This is a genomic window from Proteus sp. G2669 (genome assembly GCF_009915245.1).
GTDB lineage: Bacteria > Pseudomonadota > Gammaproteobacteria > Enterobacterales > Enterobacteriaceae > Proteus.
Map to the genome: position 1 here is coordinate 1 of NZ_JAABLX010000034.1, position 21,482 is coordinate 21,482.

The 21,482-nt window shown below is 37.4% G+C and carries 18 protein-coding genes; 11 read left to right on the forward strand and 7 right to left on the reverse strand.

Annotation, left to right across the window (positions count from 1 at the left end; all coding sequences use genetic code 11):
• The 4 genes from GWI68_RS09115 to GWI68_RS09130 form a co-directional block, all read left to right on the forward strand.
• The coding region (locus GWI68_RS09115) for a CS1-pili formation C-terminal domain-containing protein (RefSeq protein ID WP_208105148.1) at positions 1–1,041 on the forward strand (1,041 nt) is incomplete at its 5' end.
• An 11-nt stretch (positions 1,042–1,052) separates the two neighbouring features.
• Entirely contained in the window at positions 1,053–2,669 is a 1,617-nt protein-coding gene (locus tag GWI68_RS09120; protein ID WP_166540068.1) for a fimbrial protein, read from the forward strand.
• A 139-nt stretch (positions 2,670–2,808) separates the two neighbouring features.
• Positions 2,809–3,495, forward strand: a complete 687-nt coding sequence (locus tag GWI68_RS09125) for a fimbrial protein (protein ID WP_208105149.1) — start codon at positions 2,809–2,811, stop codon at positions 3,493–3,495.
• Positions 3,496–3,961: 466 nt separating this feature from the next.
• Positions 3,962–4,546 carry a common pilus major fimbrillin subunit EcpA gene (locus tag GWI68_RS09130; protein ID WP_109410034.1) on the forward strand — a complete coding sequence of 195 codons (585 nt, stop codon included), beginning with the start codon at positions 3,962–3,964 and terminating at the stop codon, positions 4,544–4,546.
• 78 nt (positions 4,547–4,624) lie between these two features.
• On the opposite strand, the gene GWI68_RS09135 is transcribed toward GWI68_RS09130, so the two are convergent.
• From GWI68_RS09135 to GWI68_RS09145, 3 genes are read right to left on the reverse strand one after another with little or no spacing between them, the layout of a single operon-like run.
• Positions 4,625–5,902 (reverse strand): sigma-54 dependent transcriptional regulator, encoded by a 1,278-nt coding sequence (locus GWI68_RS09135; protein WP_109410035.1) that lies wholly within the window; start codon positions 5,900–5,902, stop codon positions 4,625–4,627.
• Positions 5,880–8,255, reverse strand: coding sequence for an ATP-binding protein (locus tag GWI68_RS09140; protein WP_166540069.1), 2,376 nt, complete (start codon positions 8,253–8,255; stop codon positions 5,880–5,882). Before GWI68_RS09140 ends, GWI68_RS09135 begins: the two co-directional genes overlap by 23 nt.
• Before the next feature lie 57 nt (positions 8,256–8,312).
• Positions 8,313–9,602 (reverse strand): ABC transporter substrate-binding protein, encoded by a 1,290-nt coding sequence (locus tag GWI68_RS09145; protein ID WP_166540070.1) that lies wholly within the window; start codon positions 9,600–9,602, stop codon positions 8,313–8,315.
• Positions 9,603–9,914: 312 nt separating this feature from the next.
• Between GWI68_RS09145 and GWI68_RS09150 the strand changes: the two genes are divergently transcribed.
• Positions 9,915–11,249, forward strand: a complete 1,335-nt coding sequence (locus GWI68_RS09150) for an MFS transporter (protein WP_166540071.1) — start codon at positions 9,915–9,917, stop codon at positions 11,247–11,249.
• 66 nt (positions 11,250–11,315) lie between these two features.
• Positions 11,316–12,767 (forward strand): pyruvate kinase, encoded by a 1,452-nt coding sequence (pyk, locus tag GWI68_RS09155; protein ID WP_166540072.1) that lies wholly within the window; start codon positions 11,316–11,318, stop codon positions 12,765–12,767.
• A 107-nt stretch (positions 12,768–12,874) separates the two neighbouring features.
• Here the strand turns inward: pyk and GWI68_RS09160 are convergent, their stop codons facing one another.
• Positions 12,875–13,276, reverse strand: coding sequence for a hypothetical protein (locus GWI68_RS09160; RefSeq protein WP_166540073.1), 402 nt, complete (start codon positions 13,274–13,276; stop codon positions 12,875–12,877).
• 284 nt (positions 13,277–13,560) lie between these two features.
• Between GWI68_RS09160 and GWI68_RS09165 the strand changes: the two genes are divergently transcribed.
• The 4 genes from GWI68_RS09165 (at position 13,561) to GWI68_RS09180 (ending at position 17,698) form a co-directional block, all read left to right on the forward strand.
• Positions 13,561–14,748 (forward strand): ROK family transcriptional regulator, encoded by a 1,188-nt coding sequence (locus GWI68_RS09165; RefSeq protein ID WP_227336065.1) that lies wholly within the window; start codon positions 13,561–13,563, stop codon positions 14,746–14,748.
• Positions 14,749–14,787: 39 nt separating this feature from the next.
• A complete protein-coding gene (locus GWI68_RS09170) occupies positions 14,788–16,086 on the forward strand; it encodes a hypothetical protein (protein ID WP_166540074.1) in 1,299 nt (432 codons plus the stop codon).
• 27 nt (positions 16,087–16,113) lie between these two features.
• Positions 16,114–17,274 (forward strand): MFS transporter, encoded by a 1,161-nt coding sequence (locus GWI68_RS09175; RefSeq protein ID WP_072068996.1) that lies wholly within the window; start codon positions 16,114–16,116, stop codon positions 17,272–17,274.
• A 157-nt stretch (positions 17,275–17,431) separates the two neighbouring features.
• Positions 17,432–17,698 (forward strand): DksA/TraR family C4-type zinc finger protein, encoded by a 267-nt coding sequence (locus tag GWI68_RS09180; RefSeq protein ID WP_166540075.1) that lies wholly within the window; start codon positions 17,432–17,434, stop codon positions 17,696–17,698.
• Between the two features lie 96 nt (positions 17,699–17,794).
• Here GWI68_RS09180 and GWI68_RS09185 read toward each other — a convergent pair whose 3' ends face one another.
• A complete protein-coding gene (locus GWI68_RS09185; protein ID WP_166540076.1) occupies positions 17,795–19,531 on the reverse strand; it encodes a pyridoxal-dependent decarboxylase in 1,737 nt (578 codons plus the stop codon).
• A gap of 695 nt (positions 19,532–20,226) precedes the next feature.
• Here GWI68_RS09185 and GWI68_RS09190 point away from each other — a divergent pair.
• Entirely contained in the window at positions 20,227–20,676 is a 450-nt protein-coding gene (locus GWI68_RS09190; RefSeq protein WP_109410044.1) for a hypothetical protein, read from the forward strand.
• Positions 20,677–20,837: 161 nt separating this feature from the next.
• Here the strand turns inward: GWI68_RS09190 and GWI68_RS09195 are convergent, their stop codons facing one another.
• Both GWI68_RS09195 and GWI68_RS09200 read right to left on the reverse strand, forming a co-directional pair.
• The gene (locus GWI68_RS09195; RefSeq protein WP_166540077.1) at positions 20,838–21,212 is read right to left on the reverse strand and encodes a hypothetical protein; all 375 of its coding nucleotides are present in this window, start codon (positions 21,210–21,212) and stop codon (positions 20,838–20,840) included.
• Positions 21,209–21,418 carry a hypothetical protein gene (locus tag GWI68_RS09200; protein WP_109410045.1) on the reverse strand — a complete coding sequence of 70 codons (210 nt, stop codon included), beginning with the start codon at positions 21,416–21,418 and terminating at the stop codon, positions 21,209–21,211. Before GWI68_RS09200 ends, GWI68_RS09195 begins: the two co-directional genes overlap by 4 nt.
• Positions 21,419–21,482: the final 64 nt, after the last annotated feature.

Below are 21,482 nucleotides of genomic sequence, written 5' to 3' on the forward strand. Positions count from 1 at the left end.
ACCCTCAATTTGACTCAATTTTGGGAATATGCCGGATCATTTACCTATTCCTATACCAAAGATTTACGCGATAAAAACAAATCGAATAACTTTGAATATTCCACCACACTCTATAACGGACGTTACGGTAGCATGAGTTTGCGTACCGGTGTTCAACGTTATCACTACGATAACCAAAGTAGCACTAACGAAAAATACATCACACTGGATTTCTCACTACCACTCGCAACATGGCTTAGTGCCGGCGTTTCTTCTAGTAATGGTAATGTGCGTGGCGAGTTATCTGCATCGAAAAGCTTTGAAGATTCGGCTATTCGTAACGCAGGTTTATCGGTATCAACCTTATTACACGATAAAGACGGTACTGACAGTGATTTCTCTGTCAGTGGTTACGGCTCTTTTGATACCAAATACAGTACTGGTACGCTAACCATGAGTCGCCCTAATAATGATCGTTTAAATACTACGTTAACCGCTAGAGGTTCATTGGCATATAGTGATATGAATTTCTCTGCCAGTGGTAAACAAGAAACATCAGGGGTAATTGTTAAAACAGGCATTGATGGTGAAGGGCAAATTGCCGCCAACGTCAATGGCCAACGCTTTGTTTTATCCGGTAGCAATAACTTTATTCCGCTTTCTCCTTACGCGGAATATAAGGTCGAATTACTCAATGATAAAAACAGTGAAGATAGCTTTGATATCGCCTCAGGTCGAGTGAAAAACGTAGTGCTTTATCCGGGTAACGTTGCAGTACATCAACCTGAATTAAAACAAATGGTTACCGTATTTGGTCGAATGAAATCGCCTGATGGCACACTGTTAGCCAGTGCGCAAGTTCGTAACCATATCGGTCGCACTCAAACCGACCACCAAGGCCAATTTGCAATGGATGTTGATAAACGCTACCCAGTCATTTCATTACAACAAGATGATAAACAAATTTGTGAAGCTGAATTAGATCTTTCATCTGCACGTGGTGTGTTATGGGTAGGTGATGTGATTTGTGATCCGCAGACTACATTGGCGATTCGAAATTAAAAGGAATAATAATGATGATAAAGCCTTCTTTTTTAACACTTGGCCTTTTAACTACAGTCGCAATAAATTTATTTTCAATGCCAAGTTATGCAGGTGAAACTGATTATATTTTTATCGAAAATAATATCGATAATGAATATTTTATAGCACCACCAACAAGATCTAAGCCTCGTTTTTCTGGTGCTAATATATTAACTAAATATCCTGTTGGGCAAAAGAGTTTAGGTTATTTAGGACCATCAGAAAAACCTGATAGTTCATTTGCTAAAAAGGGGGAATATATGGATATTTGGCTAAAAGATTCCCCTATTGACTCCCCTTTTATTGGTAGTCGCTGTATGCAAAGTAGTGGTTGTCCTAATGACTTTACTCTTCATGCCGAACGAATTAAAAGTGATGGCAGTTATAAATCTTATTTATATACAAATGATGGACAGGCACTTTATGCACGTGGCGTACTTTCTATGTCGGCATATCAATTTTTTAGAAAGCTTCCTGTTGGAAATACAACAACATTAAATTATAACGCATGTTCAACTAAAATTGATTATGACGTTAATACTCAGAGTTGTGAATCTGTTGGTGGGAATTATCATATAAAAAATGACATGATCTCTTTAACTAAAACGGGTCATTTAACCTTAAAATCCACCAATGCTTTACAAGAGATTTTTGTTGATAGTAATGGTAATGCGGTATTAGGATTAGGTTCTAAGCTTTGTGAGAGTGCCGTTGTTAAAAAAGAGCAAGGTATAATGTGCGCTCTTGTCGCTTACAATTTCGAAGGTAGTCTTACAGGAAATAATATGGATATTGCTCTAAAACTTAATCCTTTAATAGATGGGCTTAAATCAAAAAGTTCACTCTATATTGGTGATGGTAAGAACGTATGGAATTCAGGTGGAACTTCAATAATAGATATAGATAAAATTGTTTATAATGGTGACGGTGATATTTACCTTTTTATGGGACAAGCTTTCTTAAAAGAAGTTATCACAAAAAAAATTGATTTAGCAAAAAGCCAAGAGCTATTTACTTTCTTCGTTGATAATACAAAATTATCTCAATCTGGCTATTATGAATTTACGCCTTCCAATACCTTAATTATAAAACCTCGTGATTATGGTGTTAGCATTGTTTCTAAAGAGATGATAAATAATCCTTATCGTGAAGGAAAAGTGGGCGATAAAGAGCCACCGCTAACCTTTGACTATATCGTTACCACCAGTGCATTTCGCCAAGCAAATAAAATTACAGCCGCAGTTGAAGGCCCTCAAATTACATTAAAAGGTCAGCCTTACTGCTTATTTAGCTCTAAAGATAAAAAAATTAATGTACCCTTTTCAGCTTATCTGACTTATACCGATGAAAGTGGTTCAAAAGTTAAAACCCGCACAGCTTGCGATAATGTACCTATCTCCATAAAAGAAGCCTTATGGACACAAACCACATGGCCTTATCCTTATCAATTAGAGGGTTATTTCTATCGTACCGATTTGCAATTAACCTTTCCGATGAATGAAGGAACATCTCTTTTCTCAATGGAAGGGGAAGACTGGATTGGCGTGGTAGAAGCCAGCGGTTATGTCAATGTATTTGCTGAATGGTCTGGCACAGATATTTACTAACAGTCAAGTTGGTTAATCAACGGGTATAAATTTAGTGTTTATACCCGTTTTGCTTTTGAACCTACATAATGTAATCTGGATTAACAGTATTATAGTGTGGTTTATTACTGATTATTAAAAAGCGAATTAAAGAGATAGAATGAAAAAAATATTAAAATTTATCAGTATATTAGTGCTCTCAGCACTAACATTTTCAACCCATGCTCTTTATGTAGGTTCTGAAGTTTTTACTCTTGAATCTGATAAAACCTTTTTCTCTCGCACTTATCTTAATAATACAGACAGAACGAATCTTTATAAAATTCATGTCTATAAAATCGAAAAACCGGGAGGCAAAGAAAAAGATGAAAAACAACTCCCTATCGATGATGGTGAAATACTTTACACACCGTTGCAAAAAGTATTATTACCTAATGAACATGAGTTTTTTAAATTATTTTATAAAGGTGCCAAAGACGATAAAGAGCGTTATTACCGAATTATTATTGAAGAAACTCCTGTTAACTTAGTACCTTATCAAGAAAACAGTAAACAGCCTTTAGTCGTTCCGACTGTTGGATTAAACACCGTGATGGTTATTCGTCCTCGTGAAATGAAATTCACTTATGATCATAATAATGTTGCTGGCACCATCAGAAACACAGGCAATACTTATTTCCGTTTACTGTTAAATGACAAATGCGATTCTGACGAAGAAAATGCCAAAATATTACAACTGTTACCCGGTGAAAGTTACCAACATCCTTGGCTAAAGAAAGAGCATAAACAGTTTATTATTGCCTTTGACCGTTATATTGGATTAGAGAATAATTGCACTACAAACTAACATAAATGCTGATTAAAAAAATAAAGGTAGCCTAATAAGCTACCTTTTTTATTATAAAATAAGTGATCCTACCTATTTCATAACCTTTCCTGTTATTTCCTCTCATTTGAAAGAAAATGTAACTTTGTTAAATATATAATTTTTGCAAATACATAATTAATTAAATTAATTTATATTTTGTCATATTTATCATTTTTAACTTTTGAGCAATAATCATAAAAAGATAACAATAACAATATAAGTTATTGATAATTAATTATTTTACATTATTAACGATAAAGTTATTTTTATTACATTTTATTCCTATTTTTTTATGACGTTTTTAATAAACTATTTTTCAAATTTATTCGATAATTTATCTAATGATTCATCTTTTTTGGATGCTCATAATTTTATTTATAAATTCATGAAAAAAACTTTTTAGCCGATATTGCTATTAACGTCGATAATTTTTTAGGAATAAACCATGAAAAAATACCACGTCTTACTAAGCCTATTACTGACAGCATTTACCACAACTGCAACTTACGCAAACAACAGTGCTTCTATACAAACTGTTGCAAATTGGCATGCTACAGCAGTAAAAAAACCACAAAGTGAATTAGGTGTTACCCCTTTAAATGCCCTACATTTTGAAGTAACAGAAAATAACCGCTTTAATACACAAAATGGGACTTTTGATATCACTGTTAAAGATGCCGAAGGGGCAACAGACTTTAAATTAACTTCGAAAATTATTAGTAATGAACTTAAAAATGCGACTGATAATTCTGTATTAACAGTGAAAGCAGACTGGAACGGTAAAACATTATCAAATAATCAAGAAACCGTTATTCTCGATAATCAAAAAGGTATTCATCATGGGCTGGTGGCTGAGAATAAAGAATCAGAGAAAAGCGAGTTAAAAAGTCTTCAAAGTGCTTTTTTATTTAATGTTATCAATGGTTCTCAAACTGTTGCATCATTACCAGAAGGTTTATGGGAAGGCGCTTTGCGTATTGAATTTACCAGTAAGTGGTCAGGCGATTTTGTAACTCTCGCTGCAAGATAATTCAATCGATGTATCTTAAAAGAAAAAATGCGAAAGAGCGCCGGTATGGCGCTTCTTTGTTATTCCATAGGATCTAAATCAAACCTTCGGTTTATAGCTATCTTTATCAAGATCGTGCTTTTTCATCCGTAAATACAGCTTCTTACGAGGAATACCTAAATAATCCGCCACATCACTAACACGACCTGCAAATAAATATAATGCATCCTCAATTAATCGGCGCTCATATTCATCAACTAAGTTGTCCAAAGGGCCTTCTGGTGGAATAATAGCTCTATGTTGTTCACTATCCACCATCTTCACAATACCTACCGCATACAATTCAGCCACATTTCGTAACTCTCGAATATTACCCGGCCAATCATAACGTTTTAAAATATCAAGATAATTACGATCAATCTTCGGTACCGCAATACCAAGTCGCTGCGCACTTTGTCTCAAAAACGCTCTAAATAGCGGAATAATATCAGGGCGTCTCGCACTTAGCGGAGGCAATGAAAAAGTGATTTGTGAAAAATAGTAATAAAATTCAGGGATTAATCGCCCTTCTGTTACCAATTGCTGTGTATTATTTTCTAAAATTGCAATCGTTCTAAAATGGCGCTTTCCTTGGCGTTCCATATCTAACAAATAAGAACTTAACCAGCGTTGTGCTTCTGAGGATAAATCATAAGGAGAACGCAAAATCAGCGTTCCTACTTCATCCGCTTCAATTTGAGCAATAACCTGTTTAATATCAGATAAATTCTGGCAATCCACAGTTTGGATCGCTTTATCGCTGTGCGGGCTTAACTCATGTAAGAGTTGAGCAAGAAGGTGACGCCCTGTTCCCATCTCGCCTTCTATCATTAAGTCTTTATCGATATCGGCAATTTGTTGTACTTGCTCCCTAATCGCAGTGATTTGTGCGCTATCACCCACTAATCGCTCTTGAGTTGTGCTGATTACCGCATTTCTAAGGGCAAGAATAGACTGTCGTTCTTTATGTGCTTTTGCCACCAACTCTAAGAATAATGGCGGATTAATTGGCTTTTCAATAAAGTCATAAGCGCCTTTTTTTACTGCCTCAACAGCCAGCGGTATATCGCCATGCCCAGTGATCATAATAACTGGGATACGAGGATCAATGTGTTTAATACGTTCAAGCACTTCCATACCATTCATTGCTGGCATATAGATATCGAGCACAACAGCACCCTGCCACTCTGGTGTTAAAAGGCTAAGTGCTTTTTCAGGCGAATCAGTTACTCTGGCAACCATACCCGCGAGGTTAAGCAAATGACGATAAGATTCAAGTATATCTTCATCATCATCAATTAATAGAACATCAATATCAGGCATGAGTGATTGTGTCATCAGTAAACTCCAAAACAACCATAGCGCCACCGTTTAACGCTGAGGCCAAATAAATTTCATAACCAAACCGTTGCATAATAGAACGGCAAATGGATAACCCTAACCCAAGCCCCACATCTTTTGTTGTGGTAAACGGGGTAAATAGTTTTGGTAAAACAGCAGAATTGAACCCTTTTCCACTATCCGCGATCCCCACTAATTTCCTTTTAGGATCAGCAGATAAGAGATCGATAGTGATCTGACTTTCACCAATACCCGCAATGGCGTCCATCGCATTAACAAATAGATTAACCAAAACTTGCTCGATTTGAGTCGGGTCAGCACAAATGGTTAATTCATCAGGAATATTATTCGTAATGATGCACTGCTCTCGCTTGGAACGAGACTCTACCAGCACCATCGCACTTTCCACCAGCTCTTTTAATGGTGCTGATACAAAACTAATTTCAGATGATGATTTACGAGAGAAATTACGCAATGCTGTAATGATTCGATTCATTCGCGCGCAAAGCTTTTCAATACGCTCTATAGAATCAGGCAATTGATCGTATTTTTCCATCTGCATGGTCAGTTTTGCGCTATACAAATAGGTATTAATTGCAGAAAGAGGCTGATTAAGTTCATGCGCAAGACTTGTCATTGCTTGGCCTACAACCGCCATTTTAGCGGCTTGCACCAACTCTTCTTGCGTTTGAATTAAGTGTTTTTGTGCTTGTTCACGACGCACAATCTCTTCATTTAATTGCTGATTCTTATCCTGCAGATCTTGAGTTTTTAATGCCACCAGCCTTTGAAGCTCTAATCGACTTAACTCTTGGCGCGTAATATCCGTGATAGTAACAATATATTTATGTTCATCTTTATGCGGATACTCTCGAATATTAAATTGTAAAAAATGTGGCTCACCTGCTTTTACCATGCGAATAGTACATTCACTCTGCCCTAAACGGTAAAGCTGACTGGTTGAGCTAAATTGCGCTTTAAGCATTGTGCTCGCCTCACCGCTAAATAGTAACCAAAGCGGCTTATTACTTTGCTCTTTTCCTGTTCCTAATAACGTTGCCGCACTTGGATTAACTGTTTCCATCCTGCCATCGTGGTGACAGGTAATTAAACTCGCATCAGTGTTATTAATAAGATTTAACGCATTACTAGCTTCAACTTCTTTCATTTGACGCCAAAATCTACGAAGTCGCCGACTTAATAGACCAATTTCGTCTTGTCCTTCAATCAATACAGGCTCGGTTAAATTACCTTTGGCAACATGCGCTAAGTCATCACTTAGTTTATTCAATCTTGCGATAAGTCTTCTATCAATTAAGATTTTCATCACAATAATACTGAGTAATAAAGAAGCGACAATGATCGCTACAATAACAATTTTCCCTGTTGCCATCAGTTTACGGGTATTGCCATTGAGTTTATTTAACACTTCACTGGTCGCCAACACATTACCACTTACGGCATTATCAAACTGAGATAACTTTTCATTTAATTCAGGGGTTAATGCTTTAAGCTTTTTTTCGTTTTCTACATCATCAATCAGTGTTTGATAAATATCACCATCATAACGAGTGATAGAAATAATCTCTTGTAATACCTGTCGGTGAGCAATGGTTGATGGATAGCTTTTTAGTTTCTGATTTAACGAAATAATTTCATCAATTTTGACACTGATATAGTGAAAAGCGACATCAATATCACGGCTATAACGTTGATGAGCAATTTCTTCAACTAAACCAATTAATTCATTCTCAGTGGTAAATAATTCTTGTAATAACGTTGATTCTAATAACAGTTGTAAGCTATTTTCCTGCACATTTTTTTCATTGAGCATTTGGCTGACATGCCACTCAATTTCATTAAGTAGCGGTTTAATATCTTCACCAACAGCATCATGCATCCAAGCCAATTGTCCCAATAATTGAGCAAGGCGATTCTCTAATTCACGTCGTTTATCGAGTAATACATCTTGTTGATAAATGAGCTCTGATAATTCATCGACAAGTTGAGTATAAAAATCACGTTGCGGTGTTTGTTCAATAGGGAATTCACGTAAATTATCTAATAACTGATGAATTTCCTGCTGTTGTTGCTCTGAAACTGATTTTCTCTGTGTCTGCTCTCGCTCTTTTAATAGCATTTGTAAATTGGTGCTATAACGCTCCATATTATAGCTGGTGGTTAACATCGGTAGAGACTCTCCCACTGACGCATTAATTTGTGTCGCCAGCTTTCCCCACATAAAAAAGATAACCACACCAATCAATAAGGTGAGTAAAGAACTAAAGATAAACGCCATATACAGGCGTCTACCTAGTTTGCCAAATTGTTTAGGCACTAATAATTTCATCCGTAATACCTTTCATAAAAACAGCGCTTCCTGCTGTATATCTGAACCACAAGGCGGTTAGGGTGATTTTGTTTCTTTCAATAAAACCAGTGCTTGTTCAAGCCTTTCAGCTTCTAATGTACGCCATTGATATAGCACAGCTAACGCTTGATCAGAGTATTCACGCTGATCGGCTTCCTTCATAAATAACGCTTGTAATGTCGGTGAATTAGCCTCTTTTTCACTAATAAGCACTGAACTTGCTATTTTTCGTGCTTTACTGATCGCAGAAATGCGTTCTGGGGTTTTATTTTCCTGTCTTTCTGCTTCATGGATATCATTCCAAACTTGGCGCATTAAAGGAAAATTATGCGTGATCATTTGATCAAATAACGCATTCACCACTTCACTACGACGATAAGCCTCATTACTGTTTAAAATAAATTCTGTGTTATTAGCAAGTTCATCGTTATTACCTAAGATCTCTTTGCTTAATGGGATCTTTGCCATATCACTCTTATAGATGATCTCTTGTCCTTCATCCGATAAAAGAAAGGCAATAAATTTGGCCGCGGTGTCTCTTTTACTGCTTTCTGCCACAATGGCGACATAAGCCGGCAAAATAATCGATTTATCAAAATAGCTAAACTCAACAAAATCAAAGCGTTTTTGATGGTTAAAAGCGTAGTTATCAATAATTGGCCCAGCACCGACAATACCTCTGGCAATAGCATCACTAACACGTGAACTACGTGCGGAAATGGAAGAAAGATTACCACTGGTTTCTAGTAAGATCTGCCATCCTCGCTCCCAGCCATACTCTTGTAGCACATTTTCCACCATCAATTGCATCGTGCCAGAGTTCGCTGGTGTGGTCATGGTTAAGTGCCCTTGATAAATCGGATCACTTAAATCAATCCAGCTTTTCGGTGCAGGAAGTCCCAACTTTTGCAAGTATTGTGTATTGCTCATAATACCAATGCCGGAATAACCAACTGTGGTTATTTTATCGTTTAAGATATCACTGTGACGCATCAACCATTTTGGCGTTTCATACTTAACAGGTAATCGCGCCAGTAGCCCTTCTCTATCTAGATGATGAAAAAAGTTAGCCGAGGACGACATCACAATATCAACAGGCTGTGTGGGATATTGTTTCATCATACGTGTTGCTATTGCGACACGACGATAAACCACTTGCACTTTGGTATCAGGATAACGTGCACTAAAAGCTTCTGTGAGTGGTCGCATTGGTGTATCTGAAAGCGTCGTCAATATAACAAGTGGCTGCTCATCACTACGCACTGGTGTGATAAACAGCCAACTAAACAATAAACAGACGAGGCTTAGTGTTATTTTTATTCTCATGACGTACCCCTGGTTTTGTTTTGAATAAACATAAAAATGTGTCGAACTTCAAACTTCTGATATTTAGCAATATTTATTATTTTGGGCTAATGAGTCCTTAATGACCCATTTACAACAATGATACGACGATATCTTCACTCATTTTTAAACCAACGCCTAATAGCGATGTTACAAATTTGACTCACCGATTCAGCCGAATGTGTCATCGATGACTCAAATTCCGTGTTTTGCACCAAGATGACCTAAATGAATAGCATCAGCTCTGAAAACCAAAATCAGCTTCAGACATGAATAATATTCGGAGTCATCTCTATGCTAAGTTTCTTTAAAACCAGAAAGGATCTGCCGCTAATAGAAGCGTCAAGTGAAAAGATCCGCGCAATATATAAAAAGCACCAATGGCAGGTCTTCTTTGGTCTTGTTCTTGGTTATGCCATGTTCTATGTGGTTCGTATGGCACTCAGTGTGGTGAAAAAACCTATGCTGGATGCAGGTATCGTAACCACCGCTGAACTCGGTTTAATGGGTTCTGCGTTCTTCTTTACCTACGCATTTGGTAAGTTCTCTAACGGCTTCTTGTCGGATTATGCCAATATTGGACGCTTTATGTCCATCTCGTTAATTGCCTCATCCTTCATTTGTATTTTTATGGGGATGTCAACCGCGAGCCTGTTCTTTATCCTGTTATGGGGTATTAACGGTTGGTTCCAATCTGTTGGTTCAGCGCCTTCTTGTGTCTCTATCTTCCAGTGGTTCTCACCAAAGCAACGCGGTACGGTTTATTCCATCTGGGGTGGCTCGCGTAATATTGGTGAAGCAATTACCTGGATCTTGACTGCAACCATAGTGAGCTTCTTCGGCTGGCGTGCAGGTTTTATCGGTGCAGGTATCGCAGGTATTGCTGCGGGTATCATCTTACTGATGATTTTAAAAGACCGTCCTCGTACTTATGGCTTACCTGATCCAGCAACTGCGTATGGCGAAGAATCAGAAGCGATTAAATCAAGTGATCCTAAAGAAACTCGTCGCGCTCAGTTATTCGTATTAAAACAACCAACAGTGTGGATCATCGCAGCGGCTTGTGCGGCTATGTATATCTCTCGCTACGCAATCAGTTCATGGGCAGTCCTTTACCTACAAGGTTCAAAAGGTTACTCACTGATTGATGCAGGTTTCGCCATGTCTACTTACCCAATCGCGGGTTTCTTCGGCGCAATCTTAGCGGGTATGGCTTCTGACAAACTGTTTAATGCTAACCGTCATATTCCAACACTAATTTACGGTATCGCCAACATCGCAGGTTTTGCGCTGATGTTCTGGGGTCCACAAAGCCGTGTTATGGATGCTGTTGCACTAAGTATGGTTGGTTTTGCAATGGGCGGTCTGGTTGTGTTCCTAGCAGGTTTAACCGCTTGTGACCTGATGCCGAAAAACGCAGTAGGTGCAGTAAAAGGCTTTATCGGACTGTTTGCTTATATTGCAGCATCCGCTCAAGAACTGATTTCGGCATCACTGATTAAAGTGACTCAAGTTGGCGATATCACTAACTACGACTTCACCACAGTGCAGTATTTCTGGATTGGTTCTGCCATCGTTTCCATGATTTTAGCAACGCTAGTCTGGAATGCGAAAAAAGTTACTATTTAAATTAATAAATTAAGTTGTCACTGAGGGATGCCATAAAGCATCCCTCCTTAAAAAGAGAATGTCATTATGCGTAAGACAAAAATTGTTGCGACTCTTGGCCCAGCTAGCTGCTCAGAACAGATGATTGAAAAGCTGATTTTGGCAGGCGCTAACGTATTTCGTTTAAACTTTTCACATGGCACTAGCGAACAGCATCAAACAACAGCCGCAACTATCCGTCAGGTCGCAGAAAAACATCGTGTATTCATCGGGATCTTAGCTGACCTGCAAGGCCCAAAAATTCGTATTGCCAATTTTAAACATGATTCAGTTCAATTAAAACAAGGTGATAGCTTTATTCTAAATGCTGATTTAGACAGCACATTAGGCGACGAGCAACAAGTTGGATTGGATTACCCACAACTTGTTCAGGAAGTCACACCAGGGAATATTCTGTTACTTGATGATGGTAATATTCAATTACAAGTCAGTGCCGTAAATAATAATAAAATAGAGACTGTCGTTACTGTTGGTGGAAAATTATCTAACCGTAAAGGAATTAACTTACTCGGTGGTGGTTTATCTGCACCTGCATTAACAGAGAAAGACAAACAAGACATACACACAGCAGCCGCTATTCAAGCAGATTACATTGCCGTTTCATTCCCTCGTAATGGTGCGGATATTGAATATGCCCGTGATTTAGTAATAGCAGCAGGAAGTCACGCCAAAATCGTTGCTAAAGTTGAGCGCGCAGAAGTGGTTTCTTGTGAAGAAAATATGGATGACATTATTAAAGCATCCGATGTCATTATGGTAGCACGAGGTGATCTCGCCGTTGAAATCGGTGATGCCAGCTTACCAGGCGCACAAAAACAACTAATTGCACGTTGTCGCGCATTAGGTTGCCCTGTCATTACTGCAACTCAAATGATGGAATCGATGATTGAAAGCCCAATGCCAACCCGTGCCGAAGTAATGGATATCGCGAATGCTGTTGGTGATGGCACTGATGCTGTAATGCTTTCCGCTGAAACTGCGGCAGGAAAATACCCAGTCGAGGCGGTTAGTGCAATGGCGCGTGTTGCTGAAGGAGCCGAACGCTCTTTTGCAGCTAATGCTGAAAACCCATGGCAATCACCGTCTTACTATTCACAAACTGGTCGTTGGATTGCTCTGGCTGCTGCGACAACCGCCTTCCATGATGACAAACATTTAAGCGTTGCCGCATTAACAGAAAACGGCAAATCAGTGACCTTATTGTCACGCTTTATGCCAAACAACAACGTATATGCATTAACAGATAATCCAGCACTTGCGGGTCAGCTCACCGTATTACGCGGTGTAACACCAGTTGCTTATCAACGTCATAACAATAGTGATTGTGATGAAAGCATCATGCAAAAACTGCAAGCAGAAGGATTATTAACAGACATGAATTCACTCTTAATCACCCGTTTATCAACCTTTGAAAAAACCGGTGAAAGCGATTGCTGTCATCTTGTTCCTGTAAAACAAGTTGAAGCAGCAACAGCTTGAGTGTCTTCCATCAAAGGGCTTATGAGAGAGGCAACCTGAAGTAAATAACAAGAAAAAGAGCACACCAAAATCATTTTAGCCACAAGGATTGTGGCTATTTTTCTTTTTTATTCATCGCAAGGATAGGCATCTTGTAATGCGGCAATATAAACTAGCTCTATTGATGTATCTTTATATTTTTGCTTAGCAATAGGATATTTATCAAGATAAGCATCAATATGCTTTACCATAAAATCGCCATTTTGTATGACTTTTTTGGGTGGACAATAAAGTGGCTTAAAATCATTACCTTCATTATGCAATCTTACTGACACTGCATAAAAATTAAATCCATTCGCAATACCGTTCAGGTACGCTTGTGTCACCGATTCTAGTTGTTTATTAGAAGGATGATCTAAGGCTAATAATCGTTTTACCTCAAGATAACCGCTTAATGTTACTGCCTGCGAATACAGAGGGAATAGCAATAACATTCCTATTAACCCTTTTAATAACATTCCTTTTTTCATGCCAACTTTCTCTTTAGCCAATATAAATTTATTTCATTGTAGTCGGTTTATTGCATTAAGAATATGTGCAACGAATATATACATTGAAGATCTTTTAGAAGATCTCATTGTACAAATTAGACTCATCAATTTGTGATCGCAAACTCATTTAGGATGGTTTCTAAACTAATTAGTCGTTTTATACTTTACAAAGTAAATAAAACGGTGCATAACTATCAAACACAGACGATTTTATATAAAAAAAACATCTTTTAGTTTTGTTTCTAAACAAATGGAGTAGTAACGTGACACCGAACGTACCCAATACATTACGGCAAATGAATGCCTCGCTTGTATTAAATGTCATTCGTCATCAAGGTCCTTTGTCACGGGCTCAGATAGCCAAAATTAGCGGGATTACAAAAGCGACGGTGTCTGAAATTATTAACGATCTCCTTGAAGAAAAAATCGTTTATGAAAGTGGTGTCAGTTCGCCAGCAGGACAAGGCAGAAAAGGTATTTTAGTTAACTTCGATCCTCAACACAGTTTAGGTGTCAGCATTGATTTAGGCGGAACCAAAATCGCCTATGCGGTTTTTAACTTAGATGCCGAATTGTTGTATGAATATCAAGAGCCTACCTTTGATACTGACGATCGTAAGCACTTTATTACGCAATTTGCACAAAGTATTGAAAATGTGATCGAAAAAAGCGGCGTAGACCGTCAAAAGATCAATGTTATCGGTGTCGCCACACCAGGGATCATCGATATCAAAAATGGTGTTGTACTAGAGGGCTCTCCTAATTTACCTCAATGGGATAATTTGCCTTTAGCACAACAGCTTACAGAAAAACTCAATGTACCCGTTGTACTCGAAAATGATATTCGTGCAGCACTTGTGGGTGAAATGTGGAAAGGCCGTTGTCGTCATACACATAGTTGTGCGCTGATTGGTATCGGCACAGGATTAGGCTCCGCCTTGCTGATGGATGGAAAAGTTATCCGCGGTGCAAACAATGCAGCTGGTGAAATCGGCTACATGATGTTTGCGCGTGACCATCTCTTTCGCAATTGGCGTAACAAAGGATGCTTTGAAAGTTTCTGCTCTGGCTCAGGTTTAAGTGAGCGCATGGCAAACTTACGAGGAGAAAATCTTAGTGCAATTGAGATTATTCAAGCCTCACAACAAGGCGATCCTCTGGCTCAATCCTTAGTTGAGGAAATGGCAGATTATCTTGCTATTGGCATTATGAACTTAGTTGCCATTGCAAATCTGGAAAAAGTGGTATTAACAGGCGGGATCACTCGCTCTGCTGACACCTTTTTACCGCGTGTTCAGGCAAATCTAGATAGACATTTATTTGCTAACACCAAAGTGAATATCGAGCTGTCTGAATTATGGGAAAAAGGCCCGCTTTATGGCATTGCCATTCTTGCCTTGGCTACGGTTTATCCATCAATTCAATTTATGCCCGAGATCCAACTGAGATAACCCTAATAAAAAAGCACCTAAACGAGATGGGAGCAACTCATGGCAGGAATACATCTTCACCCACATGATATTTTAGACGAAGGTATGTCCGCTATACTTCAACGCCTTGATGGCATGAAGCATGTCGAGCATTTATTTGTCGAAATTAATACCATTTTTGAACGTAACCCTTACCCTGTTGGTGATTTACCTCATAACCCTATTCATAATGTGGTTATGGGAACAGGTACACTACACATCAACACTCATACTGATTTCCCTCGTCTGAGCCAACGTGTTGATCCAACCATTTTAGCGGGTGCCGATCCGCTAATGACGATAAAAAAAGCTACTGATGGCGGAAAATATAAAGTCATTCCATGGGCTAATATTCTTAATGGCGATTTCACCGGGGATGTAGAAAACAATCAGGTTGTGGATTTTAAAGGTCGTCCGCAAGCACATTGGCTCTGTCCTAACGCCCCTGATGTCGCTCAATTGTGGCAAAAGACATTCACAGCATTAAAACAAAACTACGGTTATGACACCTTTTTAATTGACAGAATTCGTTTCCCTGATTGGGCAGGTAAAGAAGTGAATCCAGCAGGATTATTTACCTGTTTTTGCCCTCACTGTGAAAAAAAAATGGTACAGCAAGGTTTACCTGTTAATGAGATCAAACAGCGTCTGGCGGCTTTAGCTGATTCATTGAAACAAGGGGATTTCGAAACACCTGTTAGCGCATTAAAAGAAGAACCTTTGTTAAAAGCGTGGCAAGTATTTCGCCAACAAAGTGTGACTCAATTAGTTGAAAAATTACTGTCTGATGCCAAACAAACTGCGGGTGGTATTACGTTATGGCTTGACTTATGGCCACCAGCTTATAGTTGGATCTTAGGTCAAAATTATCATGAATTAACCCGTTATTCTTCAACACTCAAACATTTCCCTTATCATAAATTAGGGGGAGGTGCAGATGTTCAAGGGTTAATTAATCATTTTGCCCATGATAACGAAAGCCAAGAGCGTGCATTTACTGCGTTCAAACGCTTATTTGAATTACCTTATGATATTTCATACGAAACCTTTAAACAGCAAGGTTTTCCTATTCACTTTGTTGCAGAACAAAATAATAAAGTTCGCCAGCTTTCACAGCCAAATACCTTTATTTATAGCGGTATTCAAATGTGGAATTTACCTGCCTCTCAATTAATTGAAGCGGTTATTGCAGCAGAAGAAAGTGCTTGTGATGACTTACTTTATTATTGCTATGGATGGGCAACTCAAGAATTATTTGATGCCATTGGCGAACACAATACACCTAACAATAACGCCTATAACAACACGATTAAAGAATAATACACCGCGGAAAATCAGGATAAAATTATGGCTAAACAACAAAAATGGAAAGTCTTTTTCCTTCTGTTTGTCACGATGTTTTTACTCGGTGGCATTCAAAATACAAAAGGGCTTATTCTCGAACAAGTTCAACATGATATTTCATTAAATATGAGCCAAGTTGGCTCATTAATTACCTTTTTCCAAATCGGTTTTTTAATTGCCAGTTTATTAACAGGCTATTTTACCGATAAGAAAGGGTTAAAAGTCATGATGTTTATTGGCTCACTGATGATGGCTGTTGGCTTAACAGGAACCAGCCTTGCTTTTAATGTGATGCTATTTTTTGGCTTTTATCTGGTTATTGGATTAGGTATTGGCTCGATGCTTGTCTCTATCGTGACCGTTATTCCGACTTTCTATAAAGAGAAAGCTGGCATGATGTTTAACGTCTCCAATGCAATGTTTGGCGTAGGGATGATTGTCACTCCACTAATTTTACAATATCTATTTTCACACTCTATTTCATGGCGTACTTTTTATGTAGGTGTTGCCGTTATTGTTGCGGTCATTATTCTCGTATTAAGTACATTAAAAATAGAAAACAGCGCACAAGTTGATATGAAATTCAGTGACTTTTTAGAGTTACTGACACAAAAATCGCTATTATTAGTTATCTTATTTATTACGCTGTATGTTGCTGCTGAAGCCGCTTTCTTAAACTTCTTCCCTATCTTCTATACCTCTATGGATATTGGAAATATGAGTAGCGCACAAAAAGCAGAAACCGCCGCTTACGTGATTTCTAGTTTTGCTTTCTTATTTACTATCGGTCGCTTTATTGGTGGCTTTATTAACCTTGCACTGGGTGATCGCAAAACATTGATTTTATTTTCACTGTTCTCGCTTATTGCCATTATTGTTAGCCGTATCTTTGTGCAAGATATTGTTTATCTGTTTATGGTATTTGGTTTTGCATTATCTGTTCTATTTCCAACAGCCGCAGCGGTTGCCACAAAATTAACCAGTAAAAGTGGCTCGGTGATGGGACTTATTTATGTGGCTTCAGGATTGGGCGGTGCATTAGCCGGTTCATTAATCGGTCAGGTTTCAGAAAGCTATAATGTTTCTGTTGGCTTTAACCTAATTATTGTATTCGTCGCTCTCTTCTTTATTATTTCTCTGTTTATTAGAGAACAAAAACAATAACAACAACCGTTATGCCTCTGAAATTTACCCCTCTATATGAGGGGTTTTTTATTTCTATCGTGATAAATTAAGGTACATTTTCCTTTTTGTTTTGTTGATTTTTTCACCATCGCCCTAATAATAGTATTTATATTCACTGTTAAAATAGGAGAATATGATGGCAAGTGGATGGGCTAATGATAGTGCTGTTCAAGAGCAAATAGATGCCACCATTGATGATGCAATTGCAAGAGCTCGCAACCAAATGGCACATGGTGAAAGTGCAGAGTTTTGTGATGAATGTGGCGAGCCAATCTCTCCAGCTCGGCAAAAAGCCGTTCCTGGTGTACGTTATTGTTTAAACTGCCAAGACGCTATTGATAAAAAGAATAATGCCTTTAGTGGGTATAATCGCCGTGGTAGTAAAGATAGCCAACTCAGATAATCTGCAATTGTTATCATATAAAATAAAAACTGTACCTTAATACGAGTTTTCTCGATTAAAGTACAGTTTGTTTTATTTAATCAAACAATGATTTAATTAGATTTTCGCAGCCTTTTTTGAGCTCATATTTTGACTCATTTCGGTTAAAATCTTCATAAAATTGTCAATATGTGCACGTTCAGTATTTGGGTTCATAAATACCGCTTTTTCACCTGGAAGATAAACGTAACGGTTATTTTTCGCATATTTTGAGCAAGCAATAGAATCTACCCAGTTAGTAAATAATCCGTCTCTACCACGTTGTAAGAAAAGTTTTCTATGCCACTGTGTGTTATGAACCATAAAGTCATATGCTTCTTTATCTGTAGAGCACGTTAACTCTAAATCAAAAGCAACATTAGGATCTTTCACTAGGTTTGGATCATACAGTTTAAAACCAACACTTGGGCCTTGGTTTTGCGGTACGATCACTTTCGCATTACCCATCTCTAACAACTGATGGCGCATGTAGTTCGCGTTTTGCAAACAGTGGGCAATAATGGTTTGGTAACCTTCAATCCCCATATAGTGCATTGCAGAATAAGCACCAAAGATACCCACACCACTACGTGTACATTCAATAGTAGATTGTAAGTGAGTCTGCCCTTCTAATTCATGCTCAAAATAGGTGAAGTTTTCTGGATCGTTTTCCAGTGCCACGAAGTCATTGCCATTTTTCACCAATACTAAACTTGAGGTATAAGGTACATAGCCCCATTTATGGAAGTCGATAGTAATGGAGTCGGCATATTTCAGATGTTTAAATTTCTCAACGTTCTGACGTAAGCCTTCTAAGGTAACATCATTAATTGCCAGTGGATTACTGCTGAAATCATATTCTAAGAAGAAGATAATAGGCCAGCCCACAGCGGCATCAACGTGAACATGAGGCTTAACAGGGATCTCGAACTCTTCACATAAGCGATCACGTAACTCACAAACCCCTTTCACATCATCCACACCAAAGGTGTCTGTTGTTCCTGTGGTTAACATGATAGTGGGTACTTTGCATTTAACAGTAAAGCACGCTCTTAACTCACGCTCTAAGTGTTCTAAATTAATGGTGTTATCTTCAGATACTTTAATACGGATAGTTTTGTTATCAACATCAACCCCCAACAGTGCAAGGTTAGTCATGTTTGAATAGTGACCGCCTTGGGAGTTAATGATGCGATAATCTTGATCTGCTGCCATACCTAAATGTTTAGAATTAGGCATAGATTTGCGTAATCCAAAGAGATAACCATATAAGTTACACATGGTGCCGCCTTGAGTGAACACACCTGAGGCAACTTCAGGATCGTAACCAACCAATTTAGCGACTTTTTTTATCGTCACTTTTTCTAATGCATCAGCAACACCAGAATATTCGCAATACACCATGTTAGGGTTGCCCATTAACCCTAAGATTGAACCATAAACACCCGGATCACTTGGCATTGCAATCACGTTTTCAACAGCTAATGGATTTTCCCAGTTTTTACACAGAGTTGAAACTAACATGAGTAGCTCATTAGGATCGTTTTCTGGGTAATTAATATGTTGCTGGATTTGCGTATCCGCCATTAAACGTTCAAATATTTGTGGCCCATTAGAATAACGCTGTAATTGGTCATTATCATTAGTTGTGGTTTTTCTAAACTGTGTAATCGATTGGATTGTTTTATCCTGAAATATCGGCCAATACTTCGGATCTCGGCTGAAAAAGTGAGCAATAACGTCGTGGTATTTCTTCTCAAATTCCGCGTTTAGAATGTTAGCAGAAGATAGACCTAATAAATCTTGATTTTTCACTATATTCTCCAAATAGAAACCGACAATAATTTAATTTAGTTGCATAGCAATACTATACATTTTCTAATTAAATTAGTTAGTGTTCTATGCGATAGCATCTATCTCATAGAACATAACAGGTTTAATAATATTTATTATTAATATCAACAAATTAAGTTGATACGGAAAGTTAAATTTACAGACGCAAATTTTTCATTAATATACTTATGTGACTGAGATCACAATGAAAATAGGACTATAAATAGAAACAATCACTAACAATACTATTAACTATTTGAAATATAATCAAAATACAATAATAACTAGCTAACCATATGATATCATTAGACTCTCAATTTAATTAATTGTATTAATCTGTTATTTCCGCAATTAGTACAGCTAAAATTACATTAAGTTCAGTTACCACCAATAAAATAAAACTAAAACACTGCTATATTTTCAACAATTAGCAAATTAATTCTAATTTTAACTATTATTAGGTACAAAATATGGGTTAAGGTTAAAATAGAGGGTAGTCACTAATGAAAATATAAAAAAGAAAATAATCACAGATAATAACCCTGTAAATAACAAAAATATTGGTTAAAAATAAAAGATAGTCACCCTGCTAAATAATCAGAATATTTACTCTACATCTTTTGCTTTTTTTGCCGATACTTAAAGTAATAAAGTAGGTAATTAACGGAGAAGACAATATGAAAGCACATATCACTGTTGCTGCTGTATTCGTATTATTATCCGCAAGTGTCTATGCTGAAGAATTTACCTGCCAACTTGAAAATGGTAAGTATGTCAGTGTATTTGCCGAACATGGGAATCCCCCTGTGTATCGCTATGGCACACTTGCTAAAACAGAGATCACACTACCAGTTCCTCAGCAACCTAATAATAATGTCTTTTATGGGCATCAGATGTTTGTTGCTGGTGCATCGACTTATATTCGATTTAAGAATGGAAATTACAGCTACGTTGTTTATGACGGTGAAGGTAGAGGATGGAACTTTAACGGCGTGATTGTTTATAAAGACAATAATATTATTAGTAAAAAAGAGTGCAAAGATCCGTTAACCCCTAGCCTGAATAATCTAAAAAACTACGCTATTAAAATGGATCCTTATTTAGAAACGTATATTTATGCTCCATAGTTTTTAACTTTATTAATTAGACATAAAAAAACCCAATTTTTAAATTGGGTTTTTATTATTTAAATTGACGCTCTAATAATTAATATATTAAGCGCTCCCCTATAACTAATAGCTATATTAAAGAGAATAAATTAAATAATGATTTTAAGGCGTTGAGTTATCTAAATTTCAAAAAGGGCATCGCCGTGATAAGCGTTAAAATCCCATTTTCGCATAATAGTAATGACTTGCTGTATTACCCATTTTGAACCAATATCAAACTCATGTTCAATAGCGCAAGGTATTGCAATACCTGATTTTTTACATTTTATCGTAAAAGAAAAACCTTCTTCTTTTTCTAATATTTTCTGTAAATGATGCTTAATAAATTTTATAAATATAGTTCTAAGTTCATTTAAAGTAATTGGTGGGTTATTACGATTATCATTAAGTCGTTCGACTGCAAAATGGAATGATATTTTTAATTTAGCCCTATCTTCTTGAAGAATTTCATTAATATTTGCAACTAACTGATTTATTTCTTGCTCTGTTATCATATATAGGCAGCCGTGATCTCAGCGAGTTTCTTATTCAATTCTTCATCACTTGTTGCGGTAATCGTACCTACAAATTCCGTATGAGATAAAGTTCCTGTACGTACATCAAACTCATAATTATTAAATGAATCAACCACAACAAATACTTTTGTTATCGGGTTAAAAAAAGATGCACAATTTTGGGCTATGCACATATCAAAGTTCATATTACCCTCCTACTTTGCTATAAAAATGTAGGAATAGAGATCTTCAATCTCATTACCTATGTTA

Coding starts and splice junctions, on each gene's coding strand:
- GWI68_RS09120 (WP_166540068.1), top strand. CDS start 1,053: ATGATGATAAAGCCTTCTTTTTTAACACTTGGCCTTTTAACTACAGTC.
- GWI68_RS09125 (WP_208105149.1), top strand. CDS start 2,809: ATGAAAAAAATATTAAAATTTATCAGTATATTAGTGCTCTCAGCACTA.
- GWI68_RS09130 (WP_109410034.1), top strand. CDS start 3,962: ATGAAAAAATACCACGTCTTACTAAGCCTATTACTGACAGCATTTACC.
- GWI68_RS09135 (WP_109410035.1), bottom strand. CDS start 5,902: ATGACACAATCACTCATGCCTGATATTGATGTTCTATTAATTGATGAT.
- GWI68_RS09140 (WP_166540069.1), bottom strand. CDS start 8,255: ATGAAATTATTAGTGCCTAAACAATTTGGCAAACTAGGTAGACGCCTG.
- GWI68_RS09145 (WP_166540070.1), bottom strand. CDS start 9,602: ATGAGAATAAAAATAACACTAAGCCTCGTCTGTTTATTGTTTAGTTGG.
- GWI68_RS09150 (WP_166540071.1), top strand. CDS start 9,915: ATGCTAAGTTTCTTTAAAACCAGAAAGGATCTGCCGCTAATAGAAGCG.
- pyk (WP_166540072.1), top strand. CDS start 11,316: ATGCGTAAGACAAAAATTGTTGCGACTCTTGGCCCAGCTAGCTGCTCA.
- GWI68_RS09160 (WP_166540073.1), bottom strand. CDS start 13,276: ATGAAAAAAGGAATGTTATTAAAAGGGTTAATAGGAATGTTATTGCTA.
- GWI68_RS09170 (WP_166540074.1), top strand. CDS start 14,788: ATGGCAGGAATACATCTTCACCCACATGATATTTTAGACGAAGGTATG.
- GWI68_RS09175 (WP_072068996.1), top strand. CDS start 16,114: ATGGCTAAACAACAAAAATGGAAAGTCTTTTTCCTTCTGTTTGTCACG.
- GWI68_RS09180 (WP_166540075.1), top strand. CDS start 17,432: ATGGCAAGTGGATGGGCTAATGATAGTGCTGTTCAAGAGCAAATAGAT.
- GWI68_RS09190 (WP_109410044.1), top strand. CDS start 20,227: ATGAAAGCACATATCACTGTTGCTGCTGTATTCGTATTATTATCCGCA.
- GWI68_RS09195 (WP_166540077.1), bottom strand. CDS start 21,212: ATGATAACAGAGCAAGAAATAAATCAGTTAGTTGCAAATATTAATGAA.
- GWI68_RS09200 (WP_109410045.1), bottom strand. CDS start 21,418: ATGAACTTTGATATGTGCATAGCCCAAAATTGTGCATCTTTTTTTAAC.